The 26,561-nt window shown below is 68.7% G+C and carries 18 protein-coding genes; 7 read left to right on the forward strand and 11 right to left on the reverse strand.

Annotation, left to right across the window (positions count from 1 at the left end; translation table 11 throughout):
* Nucleotides 1-12: 12 nt before the first annotated feature.
* From rplB to rpsJ, 5 genes are read right to left on the reverse strand one after another with little or no spacing between them, the layout of a single operon-like run.
* A complete protein-coding gene (rplB, locus tag OG897_RS25665) occupies nt 13-849 on the reverse strand; it encodes a 50S ribosomal protein L2 (protein WP_266659740.1) in 837 nt (278 codons plus the stop codon).
* A 40-nt stretch (nt 850-889) separates the two neighbouring features.
* Nucleotides 890-1,213, reverse strand: coding sequence for a 50S ribosomal protein L23 (gene rplW, locus OG897_RS25670; RefSeq protein ID WP_266660492.1), 324 nt, complete (start codon nt 1,211-1,213; stop codon nt 890-892).
* The gene (rplD, locus tag OG897_RS25675; protein ID WP_266659742.1) at nt 1,210-1,860 is read right to left on the reverse strand and encodes a 50S ribosomal protein L4; all 651 of its coding nucleotides are present in this window, start codon (nt 1,858-1,860) and stop codon (nt 1,210-1,212) included. The genes rplW and rplD overlap by 4 nt, the downstream gene beginning before the upstream one ends.
* 7 nt (nt 1,861-1,867) lie before the next feature.
* The gene (gene rplC / locus OG897_RS25680) at nt 1,868-2,512 is read right to left on the reverse strand and encodes a 50S ribosomal protein L3 (RefSeq protein ID WP_189821109.1); all 645 of its coding nucleotides are present in this window, start codon (nt 2,510-2,512) and stop codon (nt 1,868-1,870) included.
* A 14-nt stretch (nt 2,513-2,526) separates the two neighbouring features.
* Nucleotides 2,527-2,835 carry a 30S ribosomal protein S10 gene (gene rpsJ / locus OG897_RS25685; protein ID WP_003948644.1) on the reverse strand — a complete coding sequence of 103 codons (309 nt, stop codon included), beginning with the start codon at nt 2,833-2,835 and terminating at the stop codon, nt 2,527-2,529.
* Nucleotides 2,836-3,668: 833 nt separating this feature from the next.
* Here rpsJ and OG897_RS25690 point away from each other — a divergent pair.
* Complete coding sequence (locus OG897_RS25690; protein ID WP_266659744.1) at nt 3,669-5,711, forward strand: PIG-L family deacetylase; 2,043 nt, start codon at nt 3,669-3,671, stop codon at nt 5,709-5,711.
* 155 nt (nt 5,712-5,866) lie between these two features.
* On the opposite strand, the gene tuf is transcribed toward OG897_RS25690, so the two are convergent.
* The 4 genes from tuf to rpsL all read right to left on the reverse strand — a co-directional run bounded on the left by tuf (nt 5,867) and on the right by rpsL (nt 10,334).
* Nucleotides 5,867-7,060 carry an elongation factor Tu gene (tuf, locus tag OG897_RS25695; protein WP_266659746.1) on the reverse strand — a complete coding sequence of 398 codons (1,194 nt, stop codon included), beginning with the start codon at nt 7,058-7,060 and terminating at the stop codon, nt 5,867-5,869.
* A gap of 261 nt (nt 7,061-7,321) precedes the next feature.
* Nucleotides 7,322-9,451 (reverse strand): elongation factor G, encoded by a 2,130-nt coding sequence (gene fusA / locus OG897_RS25700; RefSeq protein ID WP_266659748.1) that lies wholly within the window; start codon nt 9,449-9,451, stop codon nt 7,322-7,324.
* A 38-nt stretch (nt 9,452-9,489) separates the two neighbouring features.
* Complete coding sequence (rpsG, locus tag OG897_RS25705) at nt 9,490-9,960, reverse strand: 30S ribosomal protein S7 (protein WP_266659751.1); 471 nt, start codon at nt 9,958-9,960, stop codon at nt 9,490-9,492.
* 2 nt (nt 9,961-9,962) lie between these two features.
* Nucleotides 9,963-10,334 carry a 30S ribosomal protein S12 gene (gene rpsL / locus OG897_RS25710; protein WP_003948652.1) on the reverse strand — a complete coding sequence of 124 codons (372 nt, stop codon included), beginning with the start codon at nt 10,332-10,334 and terminating at the stop codon, nt 9,963-9,965.
* Nucleotides 10,335-10,693: 359 nt separating this feature from the next.
* On the opposite strand from rpsL, the gene OG897_RS25715 reads away from it, so the two are divergent.
* The 6 genes from OG897_RS25715 (at nt 10,694) to OG897_RS25740 (ending at nt 18,937) form a co-directional block, all read left to right on the forward strand.
* Complete coding sequence (locus OG897_RS25715) at nt 10,694-11,425, forward strand: Crp/Fnr family transcriptional regulator (RefSeq protein ID WP_266659754.1); 732 nt, start codon at nt 10,694-10,696, stop codon at nt 11,423-11,425.
* Nucleotides 11,426-11,606: 181 nt separating this feature from the next.
* Entirely contained in the window at nt 11,607-12,437 is an 831-nt protein-coding gene (locus tag OG897_RS25720) for a hypothetical protein (protein ID WP_266659757.1), read from the forward strand.
* Complete coding sequence (locus OG897_RS25725) at nt 12,434-14,734, forward strand: hypothetical protein (RefSeq protein WP_266659759.1); 2,301 nt, start codon at nt 12,434-12,436, stop codon at nt 14,732-14,734. Before OG897_RS25720 ends, OG897_RS25725 begins: the two co-directional genes overlap by 4 nt.
* Before the next feature lie 30 nt (nt 14,735-14,764).
* Nucleotides 14,765-16,753: a hypothetical protein gene (locus OG897_RS25730; RefSeq protein ID WP_266659761.1), complete on the forward strand. Its 1,989-nt coding sequence runs from the start codon at nt 14,765-14,767 to the stop codon at nt 16,751-16,753.
* On the forward strand, nt 16,750-17,325 hold the full coding sequence (locus OG897_RS25735) for a Pycsar system effector family protein (protein ID WP_266659763.1): 576 nt from the start codon (nt 16,750-16,752) through the stop codon (nt 17,323-17,325). The genes OG897_RS25730 and OG897_RS25735 overlap by 4 nt, the downstream gene beginning before the upstream one ends.
* Before the next feature lie 28 nt (nt 17,326-17,353).
* Nucleotides 17,354-18,937, forward strand: a complete 1,584-nt coding sequence (locus OG897_RS25740) for a M48 family metalloprotease (protein WP_266659765.1) — start codon at nt 17,354-17,356, stop codon at nt 18,935-18,937.
* A gap of 81 nt (nt 18,938-19,018) precedes the next feature.
* Here OG897_RS25740 and OG897_RS25745 read toward each other — a convergent pair whose 3' ends face one another.
* Nucleotides 19,019-22,936 carry a DNA-directed RNA polymerase subunit beta' gene (locus OG897_RS25745; RefSeq protein WP_266659767.1) on the reverse strand — a complete coding sequence of 1,306 codons (3,918 nt, stop codon included), beginning with the start codon at nt 22,934-22,936 and terminating at the stop codon, nt 19,019-19,021.
* A 133-nt stretch (nt 22,937-23,069) separates the two neighbouring features.
* Nucleotides 23,070-26,555, reverse strand: a complete 3,486-nt coding sequence (gene rpoB / locus OG897_RS25750; RefSeq protein ID WP_266659771.1) for a DNA-directed RNA polymerase subunit beta — start codon at nt 26,553-26,555, stop codon at nt 23,070-23,072.
* Nucleotides 26,556-26,561: the final 6 nt, after the last annotated feature.

A 26,561-nucleotide genomic window follows, 5' to 3' on the forward strand; every position in this document is an offset into this window, starting at 1 on the left:
CTAAACCCGCTCCTAGCGCTTCTTGTTCGACTTGCGGCGGCGGACGATGTACTTGCTCGAAGCCTTCTTCGGCGAGCGAGTACGACCCTCCTTCTGACCCCACGGGGAGACCGGGTGACGACCACCGGAGGTCTTACCCTCACCACCACCGTGCGGGTGGTCGACCGGGTTCATCGCAACACCGCGAACGGTCGGGCGAACGCCCTTCCAGCGCATGCGGCCGGCCTTGCCCCAGTTGATGTTCGACTGCTCGGCGTTGCCGACCTCGCCAATCGTGGCGCGGCAGCGGGCGTCGACCAGGCGAATCTCGCCGGAGGGCATACGAAGGTGGGCCATGGTGCCCTCCTTCGCCAGCAGCTGCACGGAGGTACCGGCGGAGCGTGCGAACTTCGCACCGCCACCGGGACGCAGCTCGATGTTGTGGATGGTCGTACCAACCGGGATGTTGCGCAGCGCGAGGTTGTTGCCCGGCTTGATGTCGGCCCCGGGGCCGTTCTCAATCCGGTCACCCTGCGACAGGCCACGCGGGGCGAGGATGTAACGCTTCTCGCCGTCCGCGTAGTGCAGCAGCGCGATGCGCGCGGTGCGGTTGGGGTCGTACTCGATGTGCGCGACCTTGGCCGGCACGCCGTCCTTGTCGTGACGACGGAAGTCGATCACACGGTAGGCGCGCTTGTGGCCGCCACCCTGGTGACGAACAGTGATCCGACCGGCGTTGTTACGGCCGCCCTTGCTGTGCAGAGGGCGAACCAGCGACTTCTCCGGCGTGGACCGCGTGATCTCGACAAAGTCGGCTACGGAGGAGCCACGGCGGCCCGGCGTAGTCGGCTTGTACTTGCGGATTCCCATTTCTCAGTCCTCGTCCGATTTCGGACGATCCAGACCGCCGTCAGGCGGTCGGACCGCCGAAGATGTCGATACGGTCGCCCTCGGCGAGGGTCACGATGGCGCGCTTGGTGTCAGCGCGCTTGCCGAAACCGGTCTTGGTGCGCTTGCGCTTACCCTGCCGGTTGATCGTGTTGACCCCCGTGACCTTGACCGAGAAGACCGCTTCCACGGCCTGCTTGATCTGGGTCTTGTTGGAGCCGGGCGCGACGATGAACGTGTACTTGTTCTCGTCGAGCAGCGCGTAGCTCTTCTCGGAGACAACCGGCTTGACAAGAATGTCGCGGTGGTCCGTGAAGGTCTTGCTGGTAACGATCGCGGTCATCAGGCGTCGCTCCCTTCGGTCTCATCGGCCTTGGGGCCAGACACGAAGGACTCGAAGGCGGCCTTGGTGAAGACCAGGTCGTCCGAGACGAGCACGTCGTACGTGTTCAGCTGGCCCGGCTCCAGGATGTGCACCTGGGGCAGGTTGCGGGCGGAGAGCCACGCGGCCTCGTCCGAACGCTCGGCGACCAGGAGCACGTGCTTGCGCTCGCTGACCTTGCCCAGCAGGGACTTGGCGGCCTTCGTGGAAACCGCACCGTCGACCACGCCGGTGACGACGTGGATGCGTGCGTTGCGGGCCCGGTCGGTGAGGGCGCCACGCAGAGCGGCGGCCTTCATCTTCTTCGGGGTGCGCTGCGAGTAGTCACGCGGCTGCGGGCCGTGGACGACGCCACCGCCTGCGAACTGCGGGGCGCGGGTCGAGCCCTGACGGGCGCGGCCGGTGCCCTTCTGGCGGTAAGGCTTCTTACCGCCACCACGGACCTCGCCGCGACGCTTGGTCTTGTGCGTGCCCTGGCGGGCAGCGGCCAGCTGAGCGACAACGACCTGGTGGATCAGCGGGATGCTGACCTTGGCGTCGAAGATCTCCGCGGGGAGTTCGACGGTCCCGGCCTTGTCACCTGCCGGCGAAAGGATGTCAATGGTGCTCATCGGTTCCTCAAACCCCCTTGGCCGCAGTGCGGACCAGGACGAGGCCACCGTTGGGGCCGGGGACGGCGCCCTTGATGAGCAGCAGACCCTTCTCGGCGTCAACGGCGTGGACGGTCAGGTTCTGGGTGGTGACCCGCTCGTTACCCATGCGACCCGCCATGCGCATGCCCTTGAAGACACGGCCGGGGGTGGCACAGCCACCGATGGAACCAGGCTTACGGTGCACGCGGTGGGCACCGTGGGAAGCCTTGCCACCGTGGAAGTTGTGACGCTTCATCACACCGGCGAAGCCCTTGCCCTTGCTCTTGCCCGTGACGTCAACCTTGACGCCGGACTCGAACACCTCGGCAGTGATCTCCTGGCCCAGCGTGTACTCGCTGGCGTCCGGGGTGCGCAGCTCCACGAGGTGGCGGCGCGGGGTCACGTCGGCCTTGGCGAAGTGACCCTTGAGGGGCTTGTTCACCTTGCGCGGGTCAATCTCGCCGAAGGCGATCTGGACCGACTCGTAGCCGTCGTTGTCGTTCGTACGTACCTGCGTCACGACGCACGGCCCGGCCTTGACGACGGTCACCGGGACAACCCGGTTGTTCTCGTCCCAAACCTGAGTCATGCCGAGCTTCTCGCCCAGGACGCCCTTGATGTTCTTGCTCATCTCGGCCCGTCCCTTCAGAGCTTGATCTCGATGTCGACGCCCGCCGGCAGGTCGAGACGCATCAGCGAGTCAACCGTCTTCGGCGTGGGGTCGAGGATGTCGATGAGGCGCTTGTGCGTGCGCATCTCGAAGTGCTCGCGAGAGTCCTTGTACTTGTGCGGCGACTTGATGACGCAGTACACGTTCTTCTCAGTGGGCAGCGGCACCGGGCCTGCGACCGACGCACCAGTGCGGGTCACCGTCTCGACGATCTTCTTCGCCGAGGAGTCGATGACCTCGTGGTCGTAGGCCTTGAGCCGGATGCGGATCTTCTGTCCCGCCATGGCTACTAGTAGTCCTTTGTCTCTTAACGCTCTGGAACCCGGGCGGCTGCGCTCTCAACGCTCAGCACCGTCCTTCTCCGACCCACGCGGTCGGGCGTGTCGCATCCTCGCCAGCCAGAAATCCCAAGGAATTTCCCTGCTCTAAGGGATACGGTCCGCGACCGCAAGCCGGGGGAAGAACACCCACCGGGTGCCTGGTCAGCAGCGCGCTAACACTTCCCGAAAGATTCCCGTACGTCCGCCCCATTGCTGCCCCGGGGGGCAGATAAAGGCGACGAGTACTGTGGGACTCGCTTCCGGTCCTCCCGGCGGGAGGCGTGCAGCATCGATACTCAACCGAGCAACCATGACAGTCTGCCATACGGGGCACGGGGCGCGCCAATCGGGCGCAAGAGATTACCCGGAGCGTGACGGACGTCAAACCGGGGTGCCGCACCCGTACGAGTGAACGATCGCCGTTCCGCTCCGGAAGCGGCCCGTCCGCCTGTCTGCTTCCGGCAGGAACGGTCCGCAGGAGGGCAGCGAAGTCCCCCGCCCCGAGCAGGTGAGCAGGTGCCGTGGATGACGTGGCCGCCCCAGGCCCCGGACGGCAAGCTGCCCCTCCCGGGCCCGTACCGGCGGACGGAACGTGCGCACCCTGCGCCGATCGAGGCACGCGCCAGGAACCTGCCAGGTACGTGTCCGGCGAAGGCAACCTCTCCCGCGCCGACTCCGTCTAGCTGAGCGCGGCGCGCCCCCGCTCTCCCTGCGGTTCCGCTCCGCCATTCTCGGCCAGGAGCCTGTACGCAGCGCACGACCGTCCGCTGCGGGGAAGCGGACGGAGAGACCCACCCATGCACAGCGGTACTGGACCCACCCTGCCCAGACGGACCCTGCTGGCCGCCGCGTCAGCGGGAACGGCCGCCCTCGGGATCGCGGCGGCGGCCTGTACGGTCCCGCAGTCGCCCCGGCGGCGTGCCCCCGTCGCCGATCCGGCCCCCGGGCAGCCCATCGCGCACGCCGGACGCTCGCTGCTGCTCCAGTTCCTCGCGCACCCGGACGACGACCTGTACTTCATGAACCCGGACTCCCGGCGGCTCCTGGAGGCCGGGACTCCCGTCGTCTCCGTGTACGTCACGGCGGGCGAGGCCAACGGGATCAACCACGCGCCCGGCCATCCCCGCCCAGCCCCGGACAAGAGCGCGTACGTCTCGGCGCGCCAGCAGGGGCTGCGGCAGGCGTACGCGACGCTGCTCGGGCTGGAGAAGTTCGCACCGTGGCAGCGGACCGTGCTGGAGCTGCGCGGCGGCAAGCGGGCCGAGCTGAACACCCTCGTCAACGGGGACCTGCGGGCCGAGCTCGTCTTCCTCAACGTGTCGGTGAACTCCTCGCGGGCGCGGGCCGCCCTGACCGCGCTCTGGTCGGACCGGGGAATGCGGCAGCACACCCTGGTGGCCGACAACTCCCCTGTACGGAAGGCGAGTTCGTATGACTACGAGGAGCTGGTCGACGCCCTGGCCGGGCTCCTCGACCTCTACCGGCCGACCGTCGTACAGACCCTCGACCCGGACCCCGACATCCAGCACAGCCCGGAGAGGGTGCGCCGCAAGGACAGTGAGCAGGCCGGGTACTCCGACCATCCCGACCACACCGCCGTCGCCTGCTTCAGCTGGGCGGCGCTGAACCGCTGGGTCGCCGAGAAGGCCGGACGCGGCGAGGGACTCCCCCGTTTCACCACCACCGCCTTCCGCGGCTACTACAACCGGCACTGGCCCAAGAACCTCCCCCAGAGCGTCCTCCGGAAGAAGGCCGAGCCGCTCGTCGTGTACGGCGGGGACCCGGACTGGGAGTGCGGGAACCCGGCGGGCTGCGGCGACTACAGCGTCGGCAAGGGGCTCCCGCTGAAGAACTGGAAGGGCTGGGTCAGGTCGACCAACTACCGTTATCCAGGGCCTCAGTTGGTGGCGCACGAAGAGCGCGGGACGCTCGTCGCGTACGGCGTGCTGGGGCTGCGGCTGGTGCGCTGGCAGGCGGCCGGGAGGGGCTGGGGCCAGCCCAAGGACCTGGGCGGCGGCCCGCTCGCCCCCGTGCTCGGGCAGGCCATGACGAAGGACGGCAAGCAGCTGCTTTTCGGCCTGCGGTTCGCGGCGCTCGAAGGGCACGGCGGCCCCAACCTCCGCGAGATCGTCCAGTACGACGGCCTCCTCTGGAGCTCGCTCGGCAGCCCCGAACGCCAGCCGGACCGCAGCCGCAGGATCGGCGTCCCGGTCGCGGTCACCGCGGGCGACGGCCGCGTCCACCTCTTCGTGCGGAACGCGGCGAAGAGCGTCAGCACCCGGGTGCGGGGCACCGACGGCTGGTGGGACGCCTGGCGCGTCCTGGAGGGGCCCGACGGCGACGGCATGGGTGACGGGGACGGCGTGCAGGACGGGCTGTCGGCGGTCGTGGACGGGCAAGGACTGGTGCATCTCTTCGCGGCCGCCCGGAAGTCCGTACGGCACTGGGCCCAGCCCTCTCCGGGGGCTCGGGTCGCGCTGCGTCCGCCCACGGCGATGCCCGCGCCCGGCGACGTCCCGCGCGCCTTCCCGTCCGCGGACGGCTCGCTCGGCGTGGTCTACCGGGCCCCGCACTCCCCCGCCCTCGTCGCGGTCCGCCCGGACGGCACGCCGCTGACCGGGCTCGCCTTCGAGGGGTACGGTCCCGTGGCGGCCGGAGCGGGCGGGGTGCTGCTGGGCCGGGACGAGCGGGGGGAGGTCCGGCTCCGGGACGGCGCGGGACGGTTCACGAAGCCCCCGGAGGCGTGCGTGGGGACGCCGGTGCTGGTGCGCGCGGGCGGGAAGGGCACGGCGGTGGCGGGGCTGGGTGCGGACGCCACGCCGTGGCTCTGGCGGGCGTAGATCCCGTACGGCAGGAACCCCTGGACCCCGTACGGCGGGAACAACGAGAAGGGCCCCGGCACCCACCGCTTTCGCGGCGGGGCCGGGGCCCTTCCCTTGGAACTGTGGAGCTGGGAGCTGTCGCTACCGAGCTACCAGGTCAAACCACCAGGAAATTACTTGGTGATCTTGACGACCTGGCCGGCGCCGACGGTCCGGCCACCCTCACGGATGGCGAACTTGAGGCCCTCCTCCATGGCGACCGGCTGAATCAGCGAGACCGACATGACGGTGTTGTCGCCCGGCATGACCATCTCGGTGCCCTCGGGGAGGGTCACGACGCCGGTCACGTCCGTGGTACGGAAGTAGAACTGCGGGCGGTAGTTGTTGAAGAACGGGGTGTGACGGCCACCCTCGTCCTTCGACAGGATGTACGCCTGCGCCTCGAACTCCGTGTGCGGGGTGACCGAACCCGGCTTGATGATGACCTGGCCGCGCTCGACGTCCTCGCGCTTGATGCCACGGAGGAGCAGGCCGACGTTCTCGCCAGCCTGGCCCTCGTCGAGCAGCTTGCGGAACATCTCGATGCCGGTGACCGTGGTGGTGGTCTTCTCTTCCTTGATACCGACGATGTCGACGGTCTCGTTGACCTTGAGGACACCACGCTCGATACGGCCGGTGACGACGGTGCCACGACCGGTGATCGTGAAGACGTCCTCGATCGGCATCAGGAACGGCTTGTCGACGTCGCGCTCGGGCTGCGGGATCGACTCGTCGACGGCGGCCATCAGGTTCAGGACCGACTGGCCCCACTCCTTGTCGCCCTCGAGCGCCTTGAGCGCCGAGACCTTGACGACCGGCAGGTCGTCGCCCGGGAACTCGTACTCGGAGAGGAGCTCACGAACCTCGAGCTCGACGAGCTCCAGGATCTCCTCGTCGTCCACCATGTCGGCCTTGTTCAGCGCGACGACGATGTAGGGGACGCCTACCTGGCGGGCCAGGAGGACGTGCTCCTTCGTCTGCGGCATCGGGCCGTCGGTGGCCGCGACCACGAGGATGGCGCCGTCCATCTGCGCCGCACCCGTGATCATGTTCTTGATGTAGTCCGCGTGACCGGGGCAGTCAACGTGGGCGTAGTGACGCGACTCGGTCTGGTACTCGACGTGCGCGATGGAGATCGTGATACCACGCTGACGCTCTTCCGGCGCCTTGTCGATCTGGTCGAAGGCCGAAGCCTCGTTCAGGTCCGGGTACGCGTCGTGCAGCACCTTGGTAATGGCGGCCGTGAGGGTCGTCTTACCGTGGTCAATGTGACCGATGGTGCCGATGTTGACGTGCGGCTTAGTCCGCTCGAACTTTGCCTTCGCCACTGGGTCCTCCTGCGGAGTGGTTCTGTACGCCTTGCTTCATCGGCGCCAGGTGATCTTTGCTGGGATGCCGGCGCCCGGGGCATTCGACGCGGATTGCGTCGTATGCCCCAGTGGCTCCGGTGATAAGCCTAAAGCGTGTGCTCGTACGGGTGAGAACCCGTCCTCGCGGTGGGCGGCCCGCCTTGCGGAAGGCCGCCCGGTGAGTGACTCGAAAGCCGCTCGGTGAGGGACTCGGAAGTCGCTCGGTGAGTGACTCGGGAGTTACTCGCCCTTGGCCTTCGCGATGATCTCCTCGGCGACGTTCCGCGGAACCTCGGCGTAGGAGTCGAACTGCATCGAGTAGCTTGCGCGACCCGAGGTCTTGCTGCGGAGGTCTCCGACGTAGCCGAACATCTCCGAGAGGGGCACGAGGCCCTTCACGACGCGAGCGCCGCTGCGCTCCTCCATGGCCTGGATCTGGCCACGGCGGGAGTTCAGGTCGCCGATCACATCGCCCATGTAGTCCTCGGGCGTGGTGACCTCGACGGCCATCATCGGCTCAAGGAGCACGGGAGACGCCTTGCGGGCACCTTCCTTGAACGCCTGCGAACCGGCGATCTTGAAGGCGAGCTCCGAGGAGTCGACCTCGTGGTAACCACCGTCGAGAAGGGTGACGCGGACGCCGACCATCTCGTAACCGGCCAGGATGCCGAACTGCATGGCTTCCTGGGCGCCCGCGTCCACCGACGGGATGTACTCCCGGGGGATGCGGCCACCGGTGACCTTGTTGACGAACTCGTACGACGCGTCGCCACCCTCGATGGGCTCAAGGGCGATCTGCACCTTCGCGAACTGGCCGGTACCACCAGTCTGCTTCTTGTGCGTGTAGTCGATGCGCTCGACGGTCTTGCGGATCGTCTCGCGGTACGCGACCTGGGGCTTGCCGACGTTCGCCTCGACGCGGAATTCGCGCTTCATGCGGTCGACGAGCACCTCGAGGTGAAGCTCGCCCATACCACCGATGATGGTCTGGCCGGTCTCCTCGTCCGAGTGGACCTGGAAGGACGGGTCCTCCTCCGAGAGACGCTGGATGGCTACACCCAGCTTCTCCTGGTCACCCTTGGACTTCGGCTCGATGGCGACCTGAATGACCGGGGCCGGGAAGTCCATGGACTCCAGGATGACCGGGTTCTTCTCGTCGCACAGCGTCTCACCGGTGGTGGTCTGCTTGAGACCCATGACGGCGATGATGTCGCCGGCGCCCACCGATGCGATCTCTTCACGCTTGTTCGCGTGCATGCGGTAGATCTTGCCGATGCGCTCCTTCTTGCCCTTGACCGAGTTCAGTACAGAACTACCGGCCTCAAGGCGGCCCGAGTAAACCCGGACGAAGGTGAGCTTGCCCAGGTGCGGGTCGCTCATGATCTTGAAGGCGAGGCCCGAGAAGGGCTCCTCGTCCGACGGCTTGCGCGAAACGACCTTCTCCGGGTCCTTCACGTCGTGGCCTTCGATGGCCTCGACGTCCAGGGGGGAGGGGAGGTAGCGCACGACGGCGTCGAGCAGGGGCTGGACGCCCTTGTTCTTGAACGCCGTACCGCAGAAAACGGGGCTGACGGTGACGGAACCGGCGCCGCCCTTGGAGGCGAGCGTGATGCGGCGAATGGCCGCCATCAGCTGCTCCTCGGTGGGCTCCTGGCCCTCCAGGTACAGCTCCATCATCTGGTCGTCGTGCTCGGCGACCGTCTCAAGGAGCTTCCCGCGCCACTCGTCGGCAGCCTCGGTGTGGGTGTCCGGGATGTCGACGGTGTCGTACATCTCGCCCTTGGCGGCCTCGGCGGACCACACGAGCGCCTTCATCGACACGAGGTCGACGACGCCCTTGAAGTCGGCCTCGGCGCCGATCGGGAGCTGCATGACGAGCGGGACCGCACCGAGGCGGTCGACGATCATGTCGACGCAGCGGTGGAACTCGGCACCCGTACGGTCGAGCTTGTTGACGAAGCAGATGCGCGGCACGCCGTAGCGGTCCGCCTGACGCCAGACAGTCTCGGACTGGGGCTCGACACCGGCGACACCGTCGAACACGGTGACAGCGCCGTCGAGGACGCGGAGCGAACGCTCCACCTCGACGGTGAAGTCGACGTGACCCGGGGTGTCAATGATGTTGATCGTGTGATCGACATCGTTGAGCGGCCAGTGGCAGGTCGTCGCGGCAGACGTGATCGTGATGCCGCGCTCCTGCTCCTGCTCCATCCAGTCCATCGTGGCAGCGCCGTCGTGGACTTCACCGATCTTGTAAGACACACCGGTGTAGAAGAGGATCCGCTCGGTGGTGGTCGTCTTGCCCGCGTCGATGTGGGCCATGATCCCGATGTTGCGGACCTTGGCCAGGTCAAGCGAAGTGGTGGCCATATGGCTCAGTCTTCTCTCGGTCTCGATGTGGGTAACGACTACCAGCGGTAGTGCGCGAAGGCCTTGTTGGACTCGGCCATCTTGTGGGTGTCCTCACGCTTCTTGACGGCAGCGCCAAGACCGTTCGAGGCGTCGAGCAGCTCGTTCATGAGGCGCTCGGTCATCGTCTTCTCGCGGCGGGCGCGGGAGTAACCCACGATCCAGCGGAGCGAGAGGGTGGCGGCACGACCGGGCTTGACCTCGATCGGCACCTGGTAGGTGGCGCCACCGACACGGCGGGACTTGACCTCAAGCGAGGGCTTGACGTTCTCAAGAGCGCGCTTCAGCGTGATGACCGGGTCCGCGTTGGTCTTCTCGCGGAGGCCCTCCATCGCGCCGTACACGATCCGCTCGGCGGTGGAACGCTTGCCGTCGAGCAGGATCTTGTTGATCAGCGACGTCACAAGAGGAGACTGGTAAACCGGGTCAATGATGACCGGGCGCTTCGGGGCGGGGCCCTTACGAGGCATTCTTACTTCTCCTTCTTGGCGCCGTAGCGGCTGCGAGCCTGCTTACGGTTCTTGACGCCCTGCGTGTCGAGGGAACCGCGGATGATCTTGTAACGAACACCCGGAAGGTCCTTCACACGACCGCCACGCACGAGCACGATCGAGTGCTCCTGCAGGTTGTGGCCCTCACCCGGGATGTAGGCCGTGACCTCGATGCCCGAGGTCAGACGCACACGCGCGACCTTACGGAGCGCCGAGTTCGGCTTCTTCGGGGTGGTCGTGAACACACGCGTGCAGACGCCGCGGCGCTGGGGCGAACCCTCAAGCGCGGGCGTCTTGTTCTTCTCGACCTTGTCCTGCCGGCCCTTCCGGACCAGCTGCTGGATCGTAGGCACTACTTCTCCGGTTTCTGTGTGCCGATCACTGTGAAACTAACCTGGAACAGTCCCCGACCCACGCGGTCGGGTGTGTCGGACCCGGCAGACTCCCGCGGAACGGAAGGATGACGCGGATCGCGGAGGCCCACATAAAGACGGACTCGCGCTGCGGCTGTAAACACGCCCACGAGCCCAGGCACACCCCAGGCACAAGGTCTGAGCGTACCTACCTCATCGACCTGGGTCAAAACAAATGCTGTCCACCCCGGGGGCGACGGGGCGAGAGGCTTCGCCCGCGTTGTCAATACCGCCGTTCCGAAGGTACGCGATCCCGCTTCGCCGTACATTGATGCCCGCTTTGAGGATCGGGGGGCGGCATGAGTGCTGCGTATCTGCCAGGCGACGGGGGTCTCGACGACCGGGTACCCTTCCTGGCCCGGCTGGAGAGCGACGACCGCGCGGCCCTCCTGGCCCTCGGCAACGACCTCGAATTCGGCCCCCGGGCGACGCTGATGCACCAGAACGAACCCTCGGCCCACATCCTGCTGATCCTGCACGGTTGGACGAAGGTCACCGCGTCCGCGGCCAACGGCTACCAGGCGCTCCTCGCCCTGCGCGGCCCCGGCGACATCATCGGCGAGTCCGCCGTGCTGACCGGGCGGGCCCGCTCGGCGACCGTGACCGCGCTGGCGCCGCTGAAGGCCAAAGCCGTGGAGTACGAGAAGTTCCGGGGCTTCCTCGCCCGCTCCCCCGACGCCTCGTTCAAACTGCTCGGGCTCACCGCCGACCGGATGCGCGCCACCGACCAACGACGGCTGGAGTTCGCCTCGTTGAGCGTGCGGGAGCGTTTCGCGGTGCTGCTCCTCGACCTCGCCCGCACCCACGGCCGCCGTACGGACGAAGGCATCGAGGTCGCCGTACCGCTCACCAAGCAGGAGCTGGCGGGGGCCGTCGGGGCCTCCCGGGAAATGGTCCAGCGACTGCTCAAGGAGCTGCGGGAGCGGGAGGTGGTGCTCACCGGACGGCGGGCGCTGGTGATCGTACGGCCCGACGTCCTGCGCCGGATCGCCCGCGACCGGCCGACGGCCACCGACACCGCACCACCGTGACACCGGGTGACCGCGCGGGAGCCGTGGGTGGCTCTGTGCACACGGTCACAGTTCCACTGCGTCATCCGACCTCACCAGGGGCGGCCCCGCGCCGCCAAGCTCGTCCCAGCCCTTCGGTCCGGGCCCGTCGAGAGGCGGGCCGCCCGTCCGGGGCCCCGTCAGACCAGTGAGAGGCGCCAGCATGACCGACCCCGTGAGCCGCACCTTCCTGCTGCTCGACATCGAGAAGTTCAGTGACCGCGACGACGTCGAGCAGGCGTACCTGCGCAGGATGCTGTACGGCCTCACGGACCGTGTCCTGGAGCACGCCGGCATCGACGAGACGCTGCGGCGGCGCGCCGACCGGGGCGACTCCGTGATGGAACTCATCGACGCCAACGCCCCGTTGACCGCTCTGCTGCGGGCGCTGATCCACGAGGCCCCCGCCCAGCTGCGGTTCATGAACCGGATGGCGTCGCGGTCCGCACAGATGAGGCTGCGGGTGGTACTGGCGACCGGATACGTCTGGGTCGACGAGCACGAGGGGTGGGTGGGCGCCGACCTCAATCACGCCTGCCGACTGCTCGACGCCGGACTGCTGCGCTCCGCGCTCGCTCAGCGCCACGACGACGTCGCGCTGTGCGTCTCGGAGTCCGTGCACGCGGGGATCGTGCGCCACGGCCACCAGGGGATCCCGGCCGAGGACTTCCACGCCGTCACGGTCGACAGCAAGAACGGACCGTTGCGGGCATGGCTGTTCGGCCCGCTCCCCCCGGAAGGGGCCGACGGGGGCGACCAGAACCACAGTGGCACGGGGGCCCTTCCGGTTCCGGGGCGTGAGGGGGGTTCCGGGACCGGGAGGACGGAGGGCGGGGACGGCCGGCACGGGGGTACGGCCGTCCCAGGCTCCGTCATGCACTTCGCGGGCGGCTTCGTGGGCGGCGACAACCACGGCGTGTCCGCGGGACAGGTCGGCGGGGACATCCGATTCGGCGGGAACGGGACCGGGAGCGCCCCGGGTGAGCCCGCATGAGCGCGGACGGGCCCGGCGGGGCTCCGGCCTCCCCGGGGGCGCCGGGCGCGCCGGGCGCCGACAAGCCGCAGAAGGGCGGGGCCCCCAAGGCCGCCGCGCCGAAGGCCGCGGACCCGGCGGACAACGCGGTGCCCGACCCCGCGGCCGCCCCCGAACAGGAGGGCGCGGCCGGGGAGTCCGAACAGCCGCAGGCGGCCTGGACGGCCCGCCGCGACCTGATGAACCACACTCCGCGGAACATGCGTTTCGAGTCGGGCACCCGGATCGGCGGCGGCCTGATCGGCGGCGACAACCTCGGGGTCAGCGCGGGCCGGGTGGCGGGCGATGTCATCAAGGGCAGCAAGACGGAGATCCATTACCACCAGTCCGCCGGGTTCCACGGCAGGGCCGCGCACTCCTCGGGCGAGGTCTCCCGCGCCTGGGTCGAGGAACTCGCGCTGCGTTTCGTGACGGTGGGCACCACCCCCGGCAGCGGCCCCGACGGCGATCCGGCGGCCTGTCAGCAGGTCTTCGACGCCCTCGTGGAGCGGTTGCGGACCGAGCGCGTCCTGGTGCTCGCCGGCCCGCACTTCTCGGGCCGCGGAACCGCCGCGCTGATGCTGCTGCACCGGCTGGAGGCATTCCCCGTACGCGCGCTCGACCGGGAGAGCAGACCGGGTGCCCTGGCCGAGCAGTTGCAGGAGGGCGGGCACGTGCTCTGCGACCCGATCGCCGACCGCGGCAGGCCGCTGCGCGAGGCGGATCTGCTGGCCCTGCGGGAGACGCTGGCGCAGAAGAAGGCGTACCTGGTGATCACGGTGGGGCCCCGGGCGTCGCTGGAGGACATTCCCGTCGCCGAGTGGCGGGCGCCCGCCCCGGGCGCCGTGCTGGAGGCGCACCTGCGGTTACGGGCCGGGTTCGAGGCGGTGCCCGGGCTCATGTCCCTGCCCGCGGTCAAGGAGTTCCTGGACCGCGCGCCCCAGCCGCGCGAGGCCGCGGAGTACGCCATGGTCCTCGCCGACCACGCCGCAGGCCAGAGCGCCGTACACCGGATCGAGCGGTTCTCGCTGGATGCCCTGGAGTCGCAGGTCCAGGAGTGGTTCGAGGAGGACGAGGCGGCCCTGCACCTGCGCGACAAGGCATTCCTGGTGGCGCTGGCCGCCTTCGACGGCGGACCGTACGCCCTGACCGCCGAACTGAGCGATCTGCTCTACGCCTTCCTGCAGAAGACCGAGAACCCTTCCGTGCCGCCCACCGTGCCCGTCTTCGGCACGCACGTGGGCAAGCGCCTCCAGCTGGCCCGCGCGACGCGGTACGAGGAGGAGGAGCACACCGAATGGGGCCCGGTCCTCCAGTCCAAGTCCGCCTTCCGCGACGACCGCGCGCCCCTGGTGCTGCTGCGCGAGCTGTGGACCGGGCACCCCTCGTCCCGGCCCGCGCTGATCCAGTGGCTGCACCGGCTGGCGGGCGACGGGCGGCCGTTGGTACGCACCCGGGCGGCCTCCACGGTCGCCGTGCTCGCGGTGACGGACCTGCCGTCGACCATGGCCCTGATCATCGAACCGTGGGCCGTCTCGACGGACTACGTGTACCGGATCGTCGCCGTCAACGCCCTCGCCCTCGCCCACCGCATCGACGCCCCGAACATCCCGCGCATCATCGACTCCTGGTGCGAGGGCGACGACCCGGGCCGCCGCTGGGTGGCGATCCGCGCCCACGGCCTGATCGGGGACGAGCGCCCGGTGGAGGCGCTCGCCGCACTGCGCAAAGCCGCCCGCCGCGAGTACGAGGAGGAGGACCGGGACACGAAGCTGCTGGCCGAGCTCGCCTCGTCGGTGGAGCTGCTCGTGCTCTCGCCCGCCGCCGACCTGGTCCTCGCGGAACTCCTCCGCAGCCTCGTGCACGCGCGCAAGGAACAGTCGGTGATCGACCTGGCCGTCGCCGGGTTCCTCAGCGCCTGCTGGCGGACCGAGGACGACGAACCGTACGGACGGCCCCTGGTCCTCGTCCGGTTCACCGAGACCGCGACGGTCCGCAGCGAGACGGCCCGGCACATCGTCACCCTGTGGCGGACCTCGCTGGCCACGCCCAACCACTCCAGGACCGCCTTGGAGATCCTGCGCGCATGGGTGCTCGTCGCCGACCGCGAACCGGCCGTCGAGTGGGCGCTCGCCGCGCTGCTGCCCGCCCTCGCCGTCACGGCGGAGGACATCCTCCGGCTCGACCACCTGCTGCGCACCATGTCCGGCGAGGACGCCGGACCGCCGCCGGCCGTCGCGGCGCGGCTGCGCACCGTACTCCCGCAAGCGAGCACCTGATCAGCCCCACCCGCCAAGGAGACCCGCAACATGGCCGACTACCGCCGACAGCCCGAGTGGGACCAGCACGCCGACCGGCACACCCACCTGATCGACCCGGTCATCACCGTGCGGCAGCTGGCACGGTTCGACTTCCGCAAGCCGCCGACCCGGATCGACCACGCCCTGGTCTTCTCGACCCCGAGGGGCGCGTACGACACCTATCTGCCGCCGGTGCGTCCCACCCGCGCCGAGGCCGCGACCAAGCGGTACTCCTCGGTGTACGAGGTCGACATGGGCGTACACCCGGTGCAGGCGGAACTGGCGCTGCCCAGCGACAACGACGCCTTCGAGTTCGGCTGCGTCGTCGAGCTGTCCTGGCAGGTCGTGGACCCCGCGCGGTTCGTGGCCTCGGGATACCGGGACGTACCGACGCTGCTGCTCGGCGAGCTGGAGCAGGCGGCGCGGCCGGTGGCCCGCCGACACCCCATCTCCGAGAGCGCCGCCGCCGAGCGGGAGCTGTTGAGCGCCGTGTCCGCCCTCGGGGCGCTGGGCGGCGGGGTCGGGCTGAAGGTCTCCTGGACCGTGCGGCTGCGCCGGGACCAGGAGAACATCGATCACCAGAAGCGCCTCCAGGGCATCCAGCACGACGCCGCCGAGCAGGTGCTCGGTGCGCAGCTCGGTGCGAACGTCGACATCGAGGTGGCCCGTCGCACCATGCAGCAGGACGCGCTCGCTCTGGATCGGGCGGCGGCGTACGGGCAGCAGAACCACGCGCTGACGATGCGGCAGCAGGAGTGGGAGCACCAGCAGGCGCTGCTCGCGGGGCAGCACGCCCTGGACCTCCAGCGCATCGAGGCAGCGAAGATCGACTTCTACCAGTACCACCTGGCGCAGGGCGGGGTGCACGCCTGGGCTCTGCACCTGGCGCAGCACCCGGAGGACTCCGCGCTCGTCATGAACAGCATGCGTGAGGACCAACTCCGCATGATCCAGGCCCAGATGGACCTGGTGGGCCAGTTGCTGGCCGGGGACGTCACCCAGGACTACGAGCTGGACGGCCCCAAGCAGCTTGCGCTGCGCACCATGAGCGACGTGCTCAACCAACGGCTGCCGGGAGTGACCCAGCAGCCCGGCCCGCAGCCGCCCGCGCCACCGGGCCACCCCGGCGGGCCCGTGCCGGGCAGCCCGGCGCTCTCGCCGGGCGCCGGGACGGGTGGCTGGACCGCCCCGCAGGCCGGTGCGGCGGGGACGGGGCCGCAGGTCACGATGCCGGGGGCGGCGTTCCCGCAGGCTCCGGCGGACCCTCCGGGGGCAGGTGCTCCGGGGGCAGGGCCGGGAGCTCCGTGGCAGCAGCCGTATGCGCCGGGGACGGCGGGAACGGAGAACCCGGCGACCGCGGGGGCCGACTGGACGGGGACTCCGTACGGGGCCGGCCAGGGGGGACCACAGGAGGACGCACGGCCGGGGCAGCTGGGTGTGCACCCCGGACAGCATCTTCCGGGACAGCATCCAGGTGCGCAGCCGGGCGCGGCCCCGGACCGGCAGCCGGGTCAGCCGGGCGGACACCCGTACCCTCACCAGGGTCAGCAGCCCGGCCCGCCCCCGGGCCCGTACCAGCCCGGCCCGTACCCAAACCCCTATGCGGGTCCCCACCCGGGCGCGCAGCCGGGTCAGCATGCACCGATCATCCCGAACCTCCCCTACGGCTCCCCGGCCCCGGCCTCCGCTCCCCCCGCCGGGCCGACCGGAGCCCCCGCCTTCGCCTCCGGCCCGCTGCCGCCGCAGCCCGCCGCCCCCACCGCCCACTCTCCCGCACAGCCCGGCGCACAGCCCGGCGCACAGCCCGCCGCCCCGGCCAGCGCCTCCCCCGCATGGCAGCCGCCACCCGGTTACGGCAGTGCCCCGGTGATGCCCCGGCCCGGCACGCCCCCGACTCCTTCCCAGGCCGCGCCGGACGAGGGCTCCGGGGGGCCCGAGGCGTCCGGGGAGGACACCGCGTCCGGCGCGGCGGGCGCACGCGGGACGGGTACGTCATGACCGCCCCCGCCCCGGCCTCCACGGGACCGACCGGACCGCCCCCACCCGTCACACCCGTCACACCCGTCGGGTCCGCCGACGCCCCCGCCGCCGAACTCGCGACCCGGTTGCTGGCCGAACTGCGCACCGAGATCGCCCGCGCCGACAGCAAGGCGTCCGTCCTGGTGGCCGCTCTCGGCACCACCGCCGGTGTGGCCTCTGGGCTGTTGGCCGGACGCGACTGGAGTCCGAGCTCCCTCTCCACCGCCGGAACCGTCCTCTGGTTGACCGGCGCTGCCTCGTTCGGCCTGGCGCTGCTGGCGCTGCTGATGACGGTGTTGCCGCGCTACCGCCTCGGTTCCTGGGCACCCGGCACGCCTCTTTCCTATTTCGGCGACATTCAACGGGCCTACTCGCAGGGCCAGTTGGAGCAGGCCCTCACGGACACCGCACGCGCTCCGGCAGCCGCGCTCCGTGCGTCACTCGCGGAGAACAGCCGGATCGCGGCTCGCAAGCACCAGTGGATACGGGCCGGGCTGATCGCCTTCTGTGCCGGTGCGGCCCTGCTTCCCACTTCGTTGTTCATCGGCTGACGCCCCGACACCGCACGAAGGATGCCCCATGTCCCAGCCTCAGGAACCCCCGTACCCCGGGGGCCCCCAGCCCTCCCACCCGGACCCCGCCCCGCACACCCCGTCGGCCCACCCCACCGGAGAAGCTCCGCCCACCCGCCCCGACCCGGCAGCCGCACCCGCCTACCCCGGCTCGGAGACACCGCCCGCATACCCCGGCGCCGAAACACCGCACACCCACCCCAGTGCCCAGCCTCCCCCCGCCTACCCCAGCTCGGAAACACCGCCCGCGTACCCCGGCGCCCAGCCTCCCCCCGCCTACCCCGGCTCGGAGACACCGCCCGCGTACCCGGGCTCCGGGACACCACCTGCCTACCCCGGCGCCCAGACCCGGCCCCATCCGGGCTCCGGCACACCGCCCATCCACCCGCACACCCAAACCCCACCCCCGTACCCCGGTTCCGCCACACCCCACACCCACCCGGGCGCCCCGCCCCCGTCCTCCCCGGGCCCGCACACTCCGCCCCCGCAGTACCCCGGTGCTCCGCAGTCGCCCGCGCACCATGCCCTTCCCGGGCCCGCCCACGTCCCCACTCCCCCGGCCGCACCCCCCGGGACTCCCGCCTCGGCCCACCCCGGGGCACCGGCCCCGCAGCCCCTCGCGCCCGACACCCTGGACTACCAGAACGCCCTGGGCAGCCGCGTCCACTACCTTGCCCACCAGCGCGGCGCGGACGCCACCGCCCTCGGCCGGCTCGCCCTGCTGCTCCCCGGCTTCCTGATGAGCCTGCTGGTGGTCGTCCTCGCGGCGAGCATTCTGACCGCAGTGACCGGCCTTCCGTACTGGATTCCCACCCTCCTCTGGGTCGCCTCAGGCGCTCTCGTCTTTCACCGCCCCAGTGAGGACCTCTTCGCCCGCCGCCTGCTCAAACTGCACCGGCCCAGCCCTCAGGACATGAGCCGGCTCGCCCCGGTCTGGCGCGAGGTCACCGCACGGGCCGGAGTGGACGGCAGCCAGTACGAGCTGTGGATCGAGGAGAGCAAGGAACTCAACGCCTACGCGGCCGCCGGCCACATCGTGGGTGTCACCAGGTTCGCCCTGACCAACCTGACCAGCGCCCATCTGGCCGCCGTACTCGCGCACGAGCTGGGCCACCACACCGGCGGCCACGCCTGGTCCTCACTGCTCGACTACTGGTACTCGCTGCCGGGTCGGGTCGCCTGGCGGGTCATCCGTGCCGTCATGGTCTTCACCGTGACGTTCACCAGCTACTTCTCCTGGCTGGTCACGGCAGGTCTGGTGCTGTTCTTCGGCTTCCTGACCCTCGCCACGGTCACCGTCCTGTACGGGCTGCCGCTGATCCTGCTCGCAATCCCCTACTTGATGGCCGCCGTCGGACGCCGCGCAGAGCTCCGCGCCGACCAGCACGCCGCCGCGCTCGGCTTCGCGCCGATGCTCGCGGAGGTGCTGTATGCCATGGAGCAGTCCGAGGTACAGGCCCGCTACCAGCTGGCAGCGGCCCGGGGCGCGAAGCCGGCCGAGCCGGGCGTGCTGGCCCGGCTGCTCACCACCCACCCCGACTTCCACACCCGGCTGTACCGCCTCCAGCCCCACCTCCAGGGTCAGCGCTGAGACCACCCCCGCACACGCCGAAGGGCGCCCACCCCGCTCGGAAGCGGGGCAGGCGCCCTTCGTACGTACAGCTACCCGCTCTTACTGGTTGTACGGACCGTAGTCGTAGTCCTCCAGCGGAACGGCCTGGCCGGAGCCCGTGCCGAACGGCGAGTAGTCGATGTCGTCGTAGCCGACGGCCGAGTACATCGCGGCCTTGGCCTCTTCGGTCGGCTCGACCCGGATGTTGCGGTAGCGGGACAGACCCGTACCGGCCGGGATGAGCTTACCGATGATGACGTTCTCCTTGAGGCCGATCAGGGAGTCGGACTTGGCGTTGATCGCCGCGTCCGTCAGGACCCTGGTCGTCTCCTGGAAGGAAGCCGCGGACAGCCACGACTCCGTCGCCAGCGACGCCTTGGTGATACCCATCAGCTGCGGACGGCCGGAGGCCGGGTGGCCGCCTTCCGTGACCACACGACGGTTCTCGGTCTCGAACTTCGAGCGCTCGACGAGCTCGCCCGGCAGCAGTTCCGCGTCGCCGGACTCGATGATCGTCACGCGGCGGAGCATCTGCCGGATGATGATCTCGATGTGCTTGTCGTGGATCGACACGCCCTGGCTGTTGTAGACCTTCTGGACTTCGCCGACCAGGTGGACCTGGACCGCACGCTGACCGAGGATGCGCAGGACGTCGTGCGGGTTGGTCGCACCGACGGTGAGCTTCTGGCCCACCTCGACCGGGTCGCCCTCGCCGACCAGCAGACGGGCACGCTTGGAGATCGGGAAGGGAGTCTCCTCGCTTCCGTCGTCCGGCGTGATGACGATCTTCTTGGTCTTCTCGGTCTCCTCGATCCGCACGCGGCCCTTGGCCTCGGAGATCGGGGCGACACCCTTCGGCGTACGAGCCTCGAAGAGCTCGACGACACGGGGCAGACCCTGGGTGATGTCGTCACCGGCCACACCACCGGTGTGGAAGGTACGCATGGTGAGCTGCGTACCCGGCTCACCGATGGACTGGGCGGCGATGATGCCGACCGCCTCACCGATGTCGACGAGCTTGCCCGTGGCCAGCGAGCGGCCGTAGCAGAAGGCACAGGTGCCGACCGCGGACTCGCAGGTCAGGACCGAGCGGGTCTTGACCTCCTCCACGCCGTGCATGACCAGCTGGTCGATGAGCACGTCGCCGAGGTCGACGTTGGCAGGCGCGATGACCTTGCCTTCGATGACCACGTCTTCCGCCAGCATGCGGGCGTAGACGCTGGTCTCGACGTCGTCCGTCTTGCGGAGGATGCCGTCGGCGCCCTTCTCCGCGATCTTCAGCTTGAGGCCGCGGTCGGTGCCGCAGTCCTCCTCGCGGATGATCACGTCCTGCGAGACGTCCACCAGACGACGGGTCAGGTAACCCGAGTCGGCGGTACGCAGGGCGGTGTCCGCGAGACCCTTACGGGCACCGTGGGTGGAGATGAAGTACTCAAGGACGGAGAGGCCCTCGCGGAACGATGCCTTAATCGGCCGCGGGATGGTCTCGTTCTTGGCGTTCGACACCAGACCACGCATACCGGCGATCTGACGCATCTGCATCATGTTTCCTCGGGCACCCGAGTCAACCATCATGAAGATGGGGTTCGTCTTGGGGAAGTTCGCGTTCATCGCCTCGGCAACCTCGTTGGTCGCCTTGGTCCAGATCGCGATGAGCTCCTGAGTGCGCTCTTCCTTGGTGATCAGACCGCGCTCGTACTGCTTCTGGACCTTCTCGTCCAGCTCCTCGTAACCCCGGACGATGGCCTTCTTGGCCTCGGGGACGACGACGTCGGAGATGGCCACGGTGACGCCCGAACGGGTCGCCCAGTGGAAGCCGGCCGCCTTCAGGTTGTCGAGCGTCGCCGCCACGATGACCTTGGGGTAGCGCTCCGCCAGGTCGTTGACGATCTCGGAGAGCTGCTTCTTGCCCACCGAGTAGTCGACGAACGGGTAGTCCTCGGGCAGCAGCTCGTTGAAGAGCGCACGGCCCAGCGTCGTACGGAGACGGAAGGAGTCACCGGTCTGCCACTCGCCCGTGCCGAAGCCGTCGGACGCGCCCTCCTCCGCCACCGGCGGAGTCCAGCCACGCGGCGGGACGGTGCCGATCGGGAAGCGGATGTCGACCTTCGCCTGGAGCGACAGCTCGCGGGCGTCGAACGCCATGATCGCCTCGGCGGTGGAGCCGAAGGACCGGCCCTCGCCGATGACCTTGCGCTCTTCCTCGTCCGTGGTGAGGAAGAACAGGCCCAGCACCATGTCCTGGGTCGGCATGGTGACGGGACGACCGTCGGCCGGCTTCAGGATGTTGTTCGAGGACAGCATCAGGATGCGGGCCTCGGCCTGCGCCTCTGCCGAAAGCGGCAGGTGCACGGCCATCTGGTCACCGTCGAAGTCCGCGTTGAACGCGGTGCAGACGAGCGGGTGGATCTGGATGGCCTTGCCCTCGACCAGCTGGGGCTCGAACGCCTGGATGCCGAGGCGGTGCAGCGTCGGCGCACGGTTCAGGAGAACCGGGTGCTCGGCGATGACCTCTTCGAGCACGTCGTACACGACCGTGCGGCCGCGCTCGACCATGCGCTTCGCCGACTTGATGTTCTGCGCGTGGTTGAGGTCCACCAGGCGCTTCATCACGAACGGCTTGAAGAGCTCCAGCGCCATGGCCTTCGGCAGACCGCACTGGTGCAGCTTGAGCTGCGGGCCGACGACGATCACGGAACGCGCGGAGTAGTCCACACGCTTGCCGAGAAGGTTCTGACGGAATCGACCCTGCTTGCCCTTGAGCATGTCGGACAGCGACTTCAGCGGACGGTTGCCGGGGCCCGTGACCGGGCGACCACGACGGCCGTTGTCGAAGAGCGCGTCGACGGCCTCCTGAAGCATGCGCTTCTCGTTGTTCACGATGATCTCGGGGGCGCCGAGGTCGAGGAGTCGCTTCAGGCGGTTGTTGCGGTTGATCACGCGGCGGTACAGGTCGTTCAGGTCGGAGGTCGCGAAGCGGCCACCGTCCAGCTGCACCATCGGACGCAGGTCCGGCGGGATGACCGGCACGCAGTCGAGCACCATGCCCTTGGGGCTGTTGCTCGTCGACAGGAACGCGGAGACGACCTTGAGGCGCTTGAGCGCACGGGTCTTCTTCTGGCCCTTGCCGGTGCGGATGATCTCGCGGAGGCGCTCGGCCTCCTCCTCCAGGTCGAAGGACTCCAGACGCTTCTGCAGAGCAGCCGCACCCATCGAACCGTCGAAGTACGTGCCGAAGCGGTCACGCAGCTCGCGGTAGAGGAGCTCGTCGCCCTCCAGGTCCTGGACCTTGAGGTTCTTGAAGCGGTTCCACACCTCGTCGAGGCGGTCGATCTCGCGCTGGGCGCGGTCACGGAGCTGCTTCATCTCGCGCTCGGCACCTTCGCGCACCTTGCGGCGCACGTCGGCCTTCGCACCCTCGGCCTCAAGCTCGGCCAGGTCGGTCTCAAGCTTCTTGGCGCGGGCCTCCAGGTCGGAGTCGCGACGGTTCTCGACCTGCTGACGCTCGACGGAGACGTGCGCCTCCAGCGAGGGCAGGTCGCGCGTCCGGCGCTCCTCGTCCACGAAGGTGATCATGTACGCGGCGAAGTAGATGACCTTTTCGAGGTCCTTCGGCGCGAGGTCGAGCAGGTAGCCAAGGCGCGAGGGAACGCCCTTGAAGTACCAGATGTGCGTGACGGGCGCGGCCAGCTCAATGTGGCCCATCCGCTCACGACGCACCTTGGCGCGAGTGACCTCGACGCCGCAGCGCTCACAGATGATGCCCTTGAAGCGGACACGCTTGTACTTGCCGCAGTAGCACTCCCAGTCCCGGGTCGGACCGAAGATCTTCTCGCAGAAGAGTCCGTCCTTCTCGGGCTTGAGCGTGCGGTAGTTGATGGTCTCCGGCTTCTTCACTTCGCCGTGGGACCAGGTCCGGATGTCGTCCGCGGTGGCGAGGCCAATCCGCAGCTCGTCGAAGAAGTTGACGTCGAGCACTTGTCGTCAATCCCTCTTTCGGGGGTTCGAGCCCCTCGCGCGTTGCGCGAGATAAATGGGCACTTCAAATGGTCTGAACGGGTCCGGGGAGGGCCGGGGGTCTTCGTCTTACGGAAGACCCCCGACCGGCCCGTCAGACCTCTTCGACGCTGCTCGGCTCGCGCCGGGACAGGTCGATACCGAGTTCCTCCGCTGCGCGGAAGACGTCCTCGTCCGTGTCACGCATCTCGATGGACATGCCGTCCGAGGACAGCACCTCCACGTTGAGGCAGAGCGACTGCATTTCCTTGATGAGCACCTTGAAGGACTCGGGAATGCCGGGCTCCGGGATGTTCTCGCCCTTGACGATGGCCTCGTAGACCTTCACGCGGCCGGTCACGTCGTCGGACTTGATCGTCAGGAGCTCCTGGAGGGCGTACGCGGCGCCATAAGCCTCAAGCGCCCACACCTCCATCTCACCGAAGCGCTGACCACCGAACTGCGCCTTACCACCCAGCGGCTGCTGCGTGATCATCGAGTACGGGCCGGTCGAACGGGCGTGGAGCTTGTCGTCGACCAGGTGGTGCAGCTTGAGGATGTACATGTACCCGATCGAAATCGGGTCCGGGAACGGCTCGCCGGAGCGGCCGTCGTACAGGTGGGCCTTGCCGGAGGGCAGGACCAGCCGGTCGCCGTCGCGGTTGGGGATCGTGGCCTCGAAGAGACCGGTGATCTCGTCCTCGCGGGCACCGTCGAACACCGGGGTGGCGACGTTGGTGCCGGGCTCGACGCGGTCGGCGCCGATGACCTGCAGGCGCTGCGCCCACTCGTCACCCAGACCGGAGACGTCCCAGCCGCGGCTGGCGAGCCAGCCGAGGTGGATCTCCAGGACCTGTCCCGGGTTCATTCGGGACGGCACACCCAGGGGGTTCAGGATGATGTCGACCGGGGTGCCGTCCTCCAGGAACGGCATGTCCTCGATCGGCAGGATCTTGGAGATGACACCCTTGTTGCCGTGACGGCCGGCGAGCTTGTCACCGTCGGTGATCTTGCGCTTCTGGGCCACGTAGACGCGGACCAGCTGGTTCACGCCCGGCGGAAGCTCGTCGCCCTCTTCGCGGTCGAAGACGCGGACGCCGATGACCTTGCCGATCTCACCGTGCGGCACCTTCAGCGAGGTGTCGCGCACTTCGCGCGCCTTCTCACCGAAGATCGCGCGGAGCAGGCGCTCCTCCGGCGTCAGCTCGGTCTCACCCTTGGGCGTGACCTTGCCGACGAGGATGTCGCCGGCGACGACCTCGGCACCGATACGGATGATGCCGCGCTCGTCGAGGTCGGCGAGGACCTCTTCGGAGACGTTCGGGATGTCCCGGGTGATCTCCTCCGGGCCGAGCTTGGTGTCACGGGCGTCGACCTCGTGCTCCTCGATGTGGATCGAGGAGAGGACGTCGTCCTGCACCAGCCGCTGGCTGAGGATGATCGCGTCTTCGTAGTTGTGGCCCTCCCACGGCATGAACGCCACGAGGAGGTTCTTGCCGAGCGCCATCTCACCCTGCTGGGTGGCGGGACCGTCGGCGAGGACCTGGCCCTCGATGACCCGGGAACCCTCGTTGACGACAACCTTCTGGTTGACCGAGGTGCCCTGGTTCGAGCGGGAGAACTTGGCGATCCGGTACGTGGTGTACGTGCCGTCGTCGTTGGCGACGGTGACGTAGTCCGCGGAGACCTCCTGGACCACACCCGCCTTCTCCGCCTTGATGACGTCACCGGCGTCGACCGCACAGCGGTACTCCATGCCGGTGCCGACGAGCGGAGCCTCGGACGTGATCAGGGGCACGGCCTGACGCATCATGTTCGCGCCCATGAGCGCGCGGTTGGCGTCGTCGTGCTCCAGGAAGGGGATCATCGCGGTCGCGACCGACACCATCTGGCGCGGCGAGACGTCCATGTAGTCGACGTCGTCGCCCGGGATGTAGTCGATCTCTCCGCCACGACGGCGGACCAGGACGCGCGACTCGGTGAAGCGCATGTCCTCACCGAGGATCGCGTTCGCCTGGGCGATCACGAAGCGGTCTTCCTCGTCGGCCGTCAGGTAGTCGACCTCGTCGGTGACGACACCCTCGGTGACGCGGCGGTACGGGGTCTCGACAAAGCCGAAGGCGTTGACGCGGCCGTACGAGGCCAGCGAACCGATCAGACCGATGTTGGGGCCTTCAGGCGTCTCAATCGGGCACATACGGCCGTAGTGGGACGGGTGCACGTCACGGACCTCGAAGCCTGCCCGCTCACGGGACAGACCACCGGGACCCAGTGCCGAGAGACGACGCTTGTGCGTCAGACCCGACAGCGGGTTGTTCTGGTCCATGAACTGCGACAGCTGCGAGGTGCCGAAGAATTCCTTGATCGACGCCACGACCGGGCGGATGTTGATCAGGGTCTGCGGCGTGATCGCCTCGACGTCCTGGGTCGTCATCCGCTCGCGCACGACGCGCTCCATACGAGCCAGACCCGTACGGACCTGGTTCTGGATGAGCTCGCCGACGTTGCGCAGACGACGGTTGCCGAAGTGGTCGATGTCGTCGGTCTCGACGACGATGTTCCGGCCCGACTCGCCGACCGTCTCGACCTCGCCGGCGTGCAGCCGGACCAGGTACTTGATGGTGGCGATGATGTCCTTGCTGGTGAGGACACCCGCGTTCAGCGGCTCGTCCGCGCCGAGCTTCTTGTTCACCTTGTAGCGGCCGACCTTCGCGAGGTCGTAGCGCTTCGGGTTGAAGTAGAGGTTCTCCAGCAGCGTCTGAGCGGCCTCACGGGTCGGCGGTTCGCCCGGACGCAGCTTGCGGTAGATGTCGAGCAGCGCGTCGTCCTGGCCCTGGGTGTGGTCCTTCTCCAGGGTGGCGCGCATGGACTCGTACTCGCCGAACTCCTCCAGGATCTGCTCGGTCGTCCAACCGAGAGCCTTCAGGAGAACGGTGACGGACTGCTTGCGCTTGCGGTCGATGCGGACACCGACCATGTCGCGCTTGTCGATCTCCATCTCCAGCCAGGCACCCCGGGACGGGATGATCTTGGCGGAGAAGATGTCCTTGTCGGACGTCTTGTCGATGGAGGAGTCGAAGTAGACACCCGGCGAGCGGACCAGCTGCGACACCACGACACGCTCGGTGCCGTTGATGACGAAGGTGCCCTTGTTCGTCATGAGCGGGAAATCGCCCATGAAGACCGTCTGGGACTTGATCTCGCCGGTCTCGTTGTTGGTGAACTCAGCGGTGACGAAGAGCGGGGCGGCGAACGTGAAGTCGCGCTCCTTGCACTCGTCGATGGAGTTCTTCGGCGGCTCGAAACGGTGGTCGCGGAACGTCAGCGACATCGACCCGGAGAAGTCCTCGATCGGCGAGATCTCTTCGAAGATCTCCTCCAGACCGGACTTCGTGGGGACGTCCTGTCCACTCTCGAGAGCGGCCTCGACGCGACCCTTCCAAGCGGCGTTGCCGAGCAGCCAGTCAAAGCTCTCGGTCTGCAGCGCGAGGAGGTTCGGAACCTCGAGGGGCTCCTTGATCTTTGCAAAGGAGATGCGCAGCGGGGCGGTGCTTGCGCCGTTGTTCGTATTGGAGGTCGAGGCGTTGCGCGAGGCGGCCAAGAGGGG

Origin of the sequence: Streptomyces sp. NBC_00237 (genome assembly GCF_026342435.1) — a bacterium.
Taxonomy (GTDB): domain Bacteria; phylum Actinomycetota; class Actinomycetes; order Streptomycetales; family Streptomycetaceae; genus Streptomyces.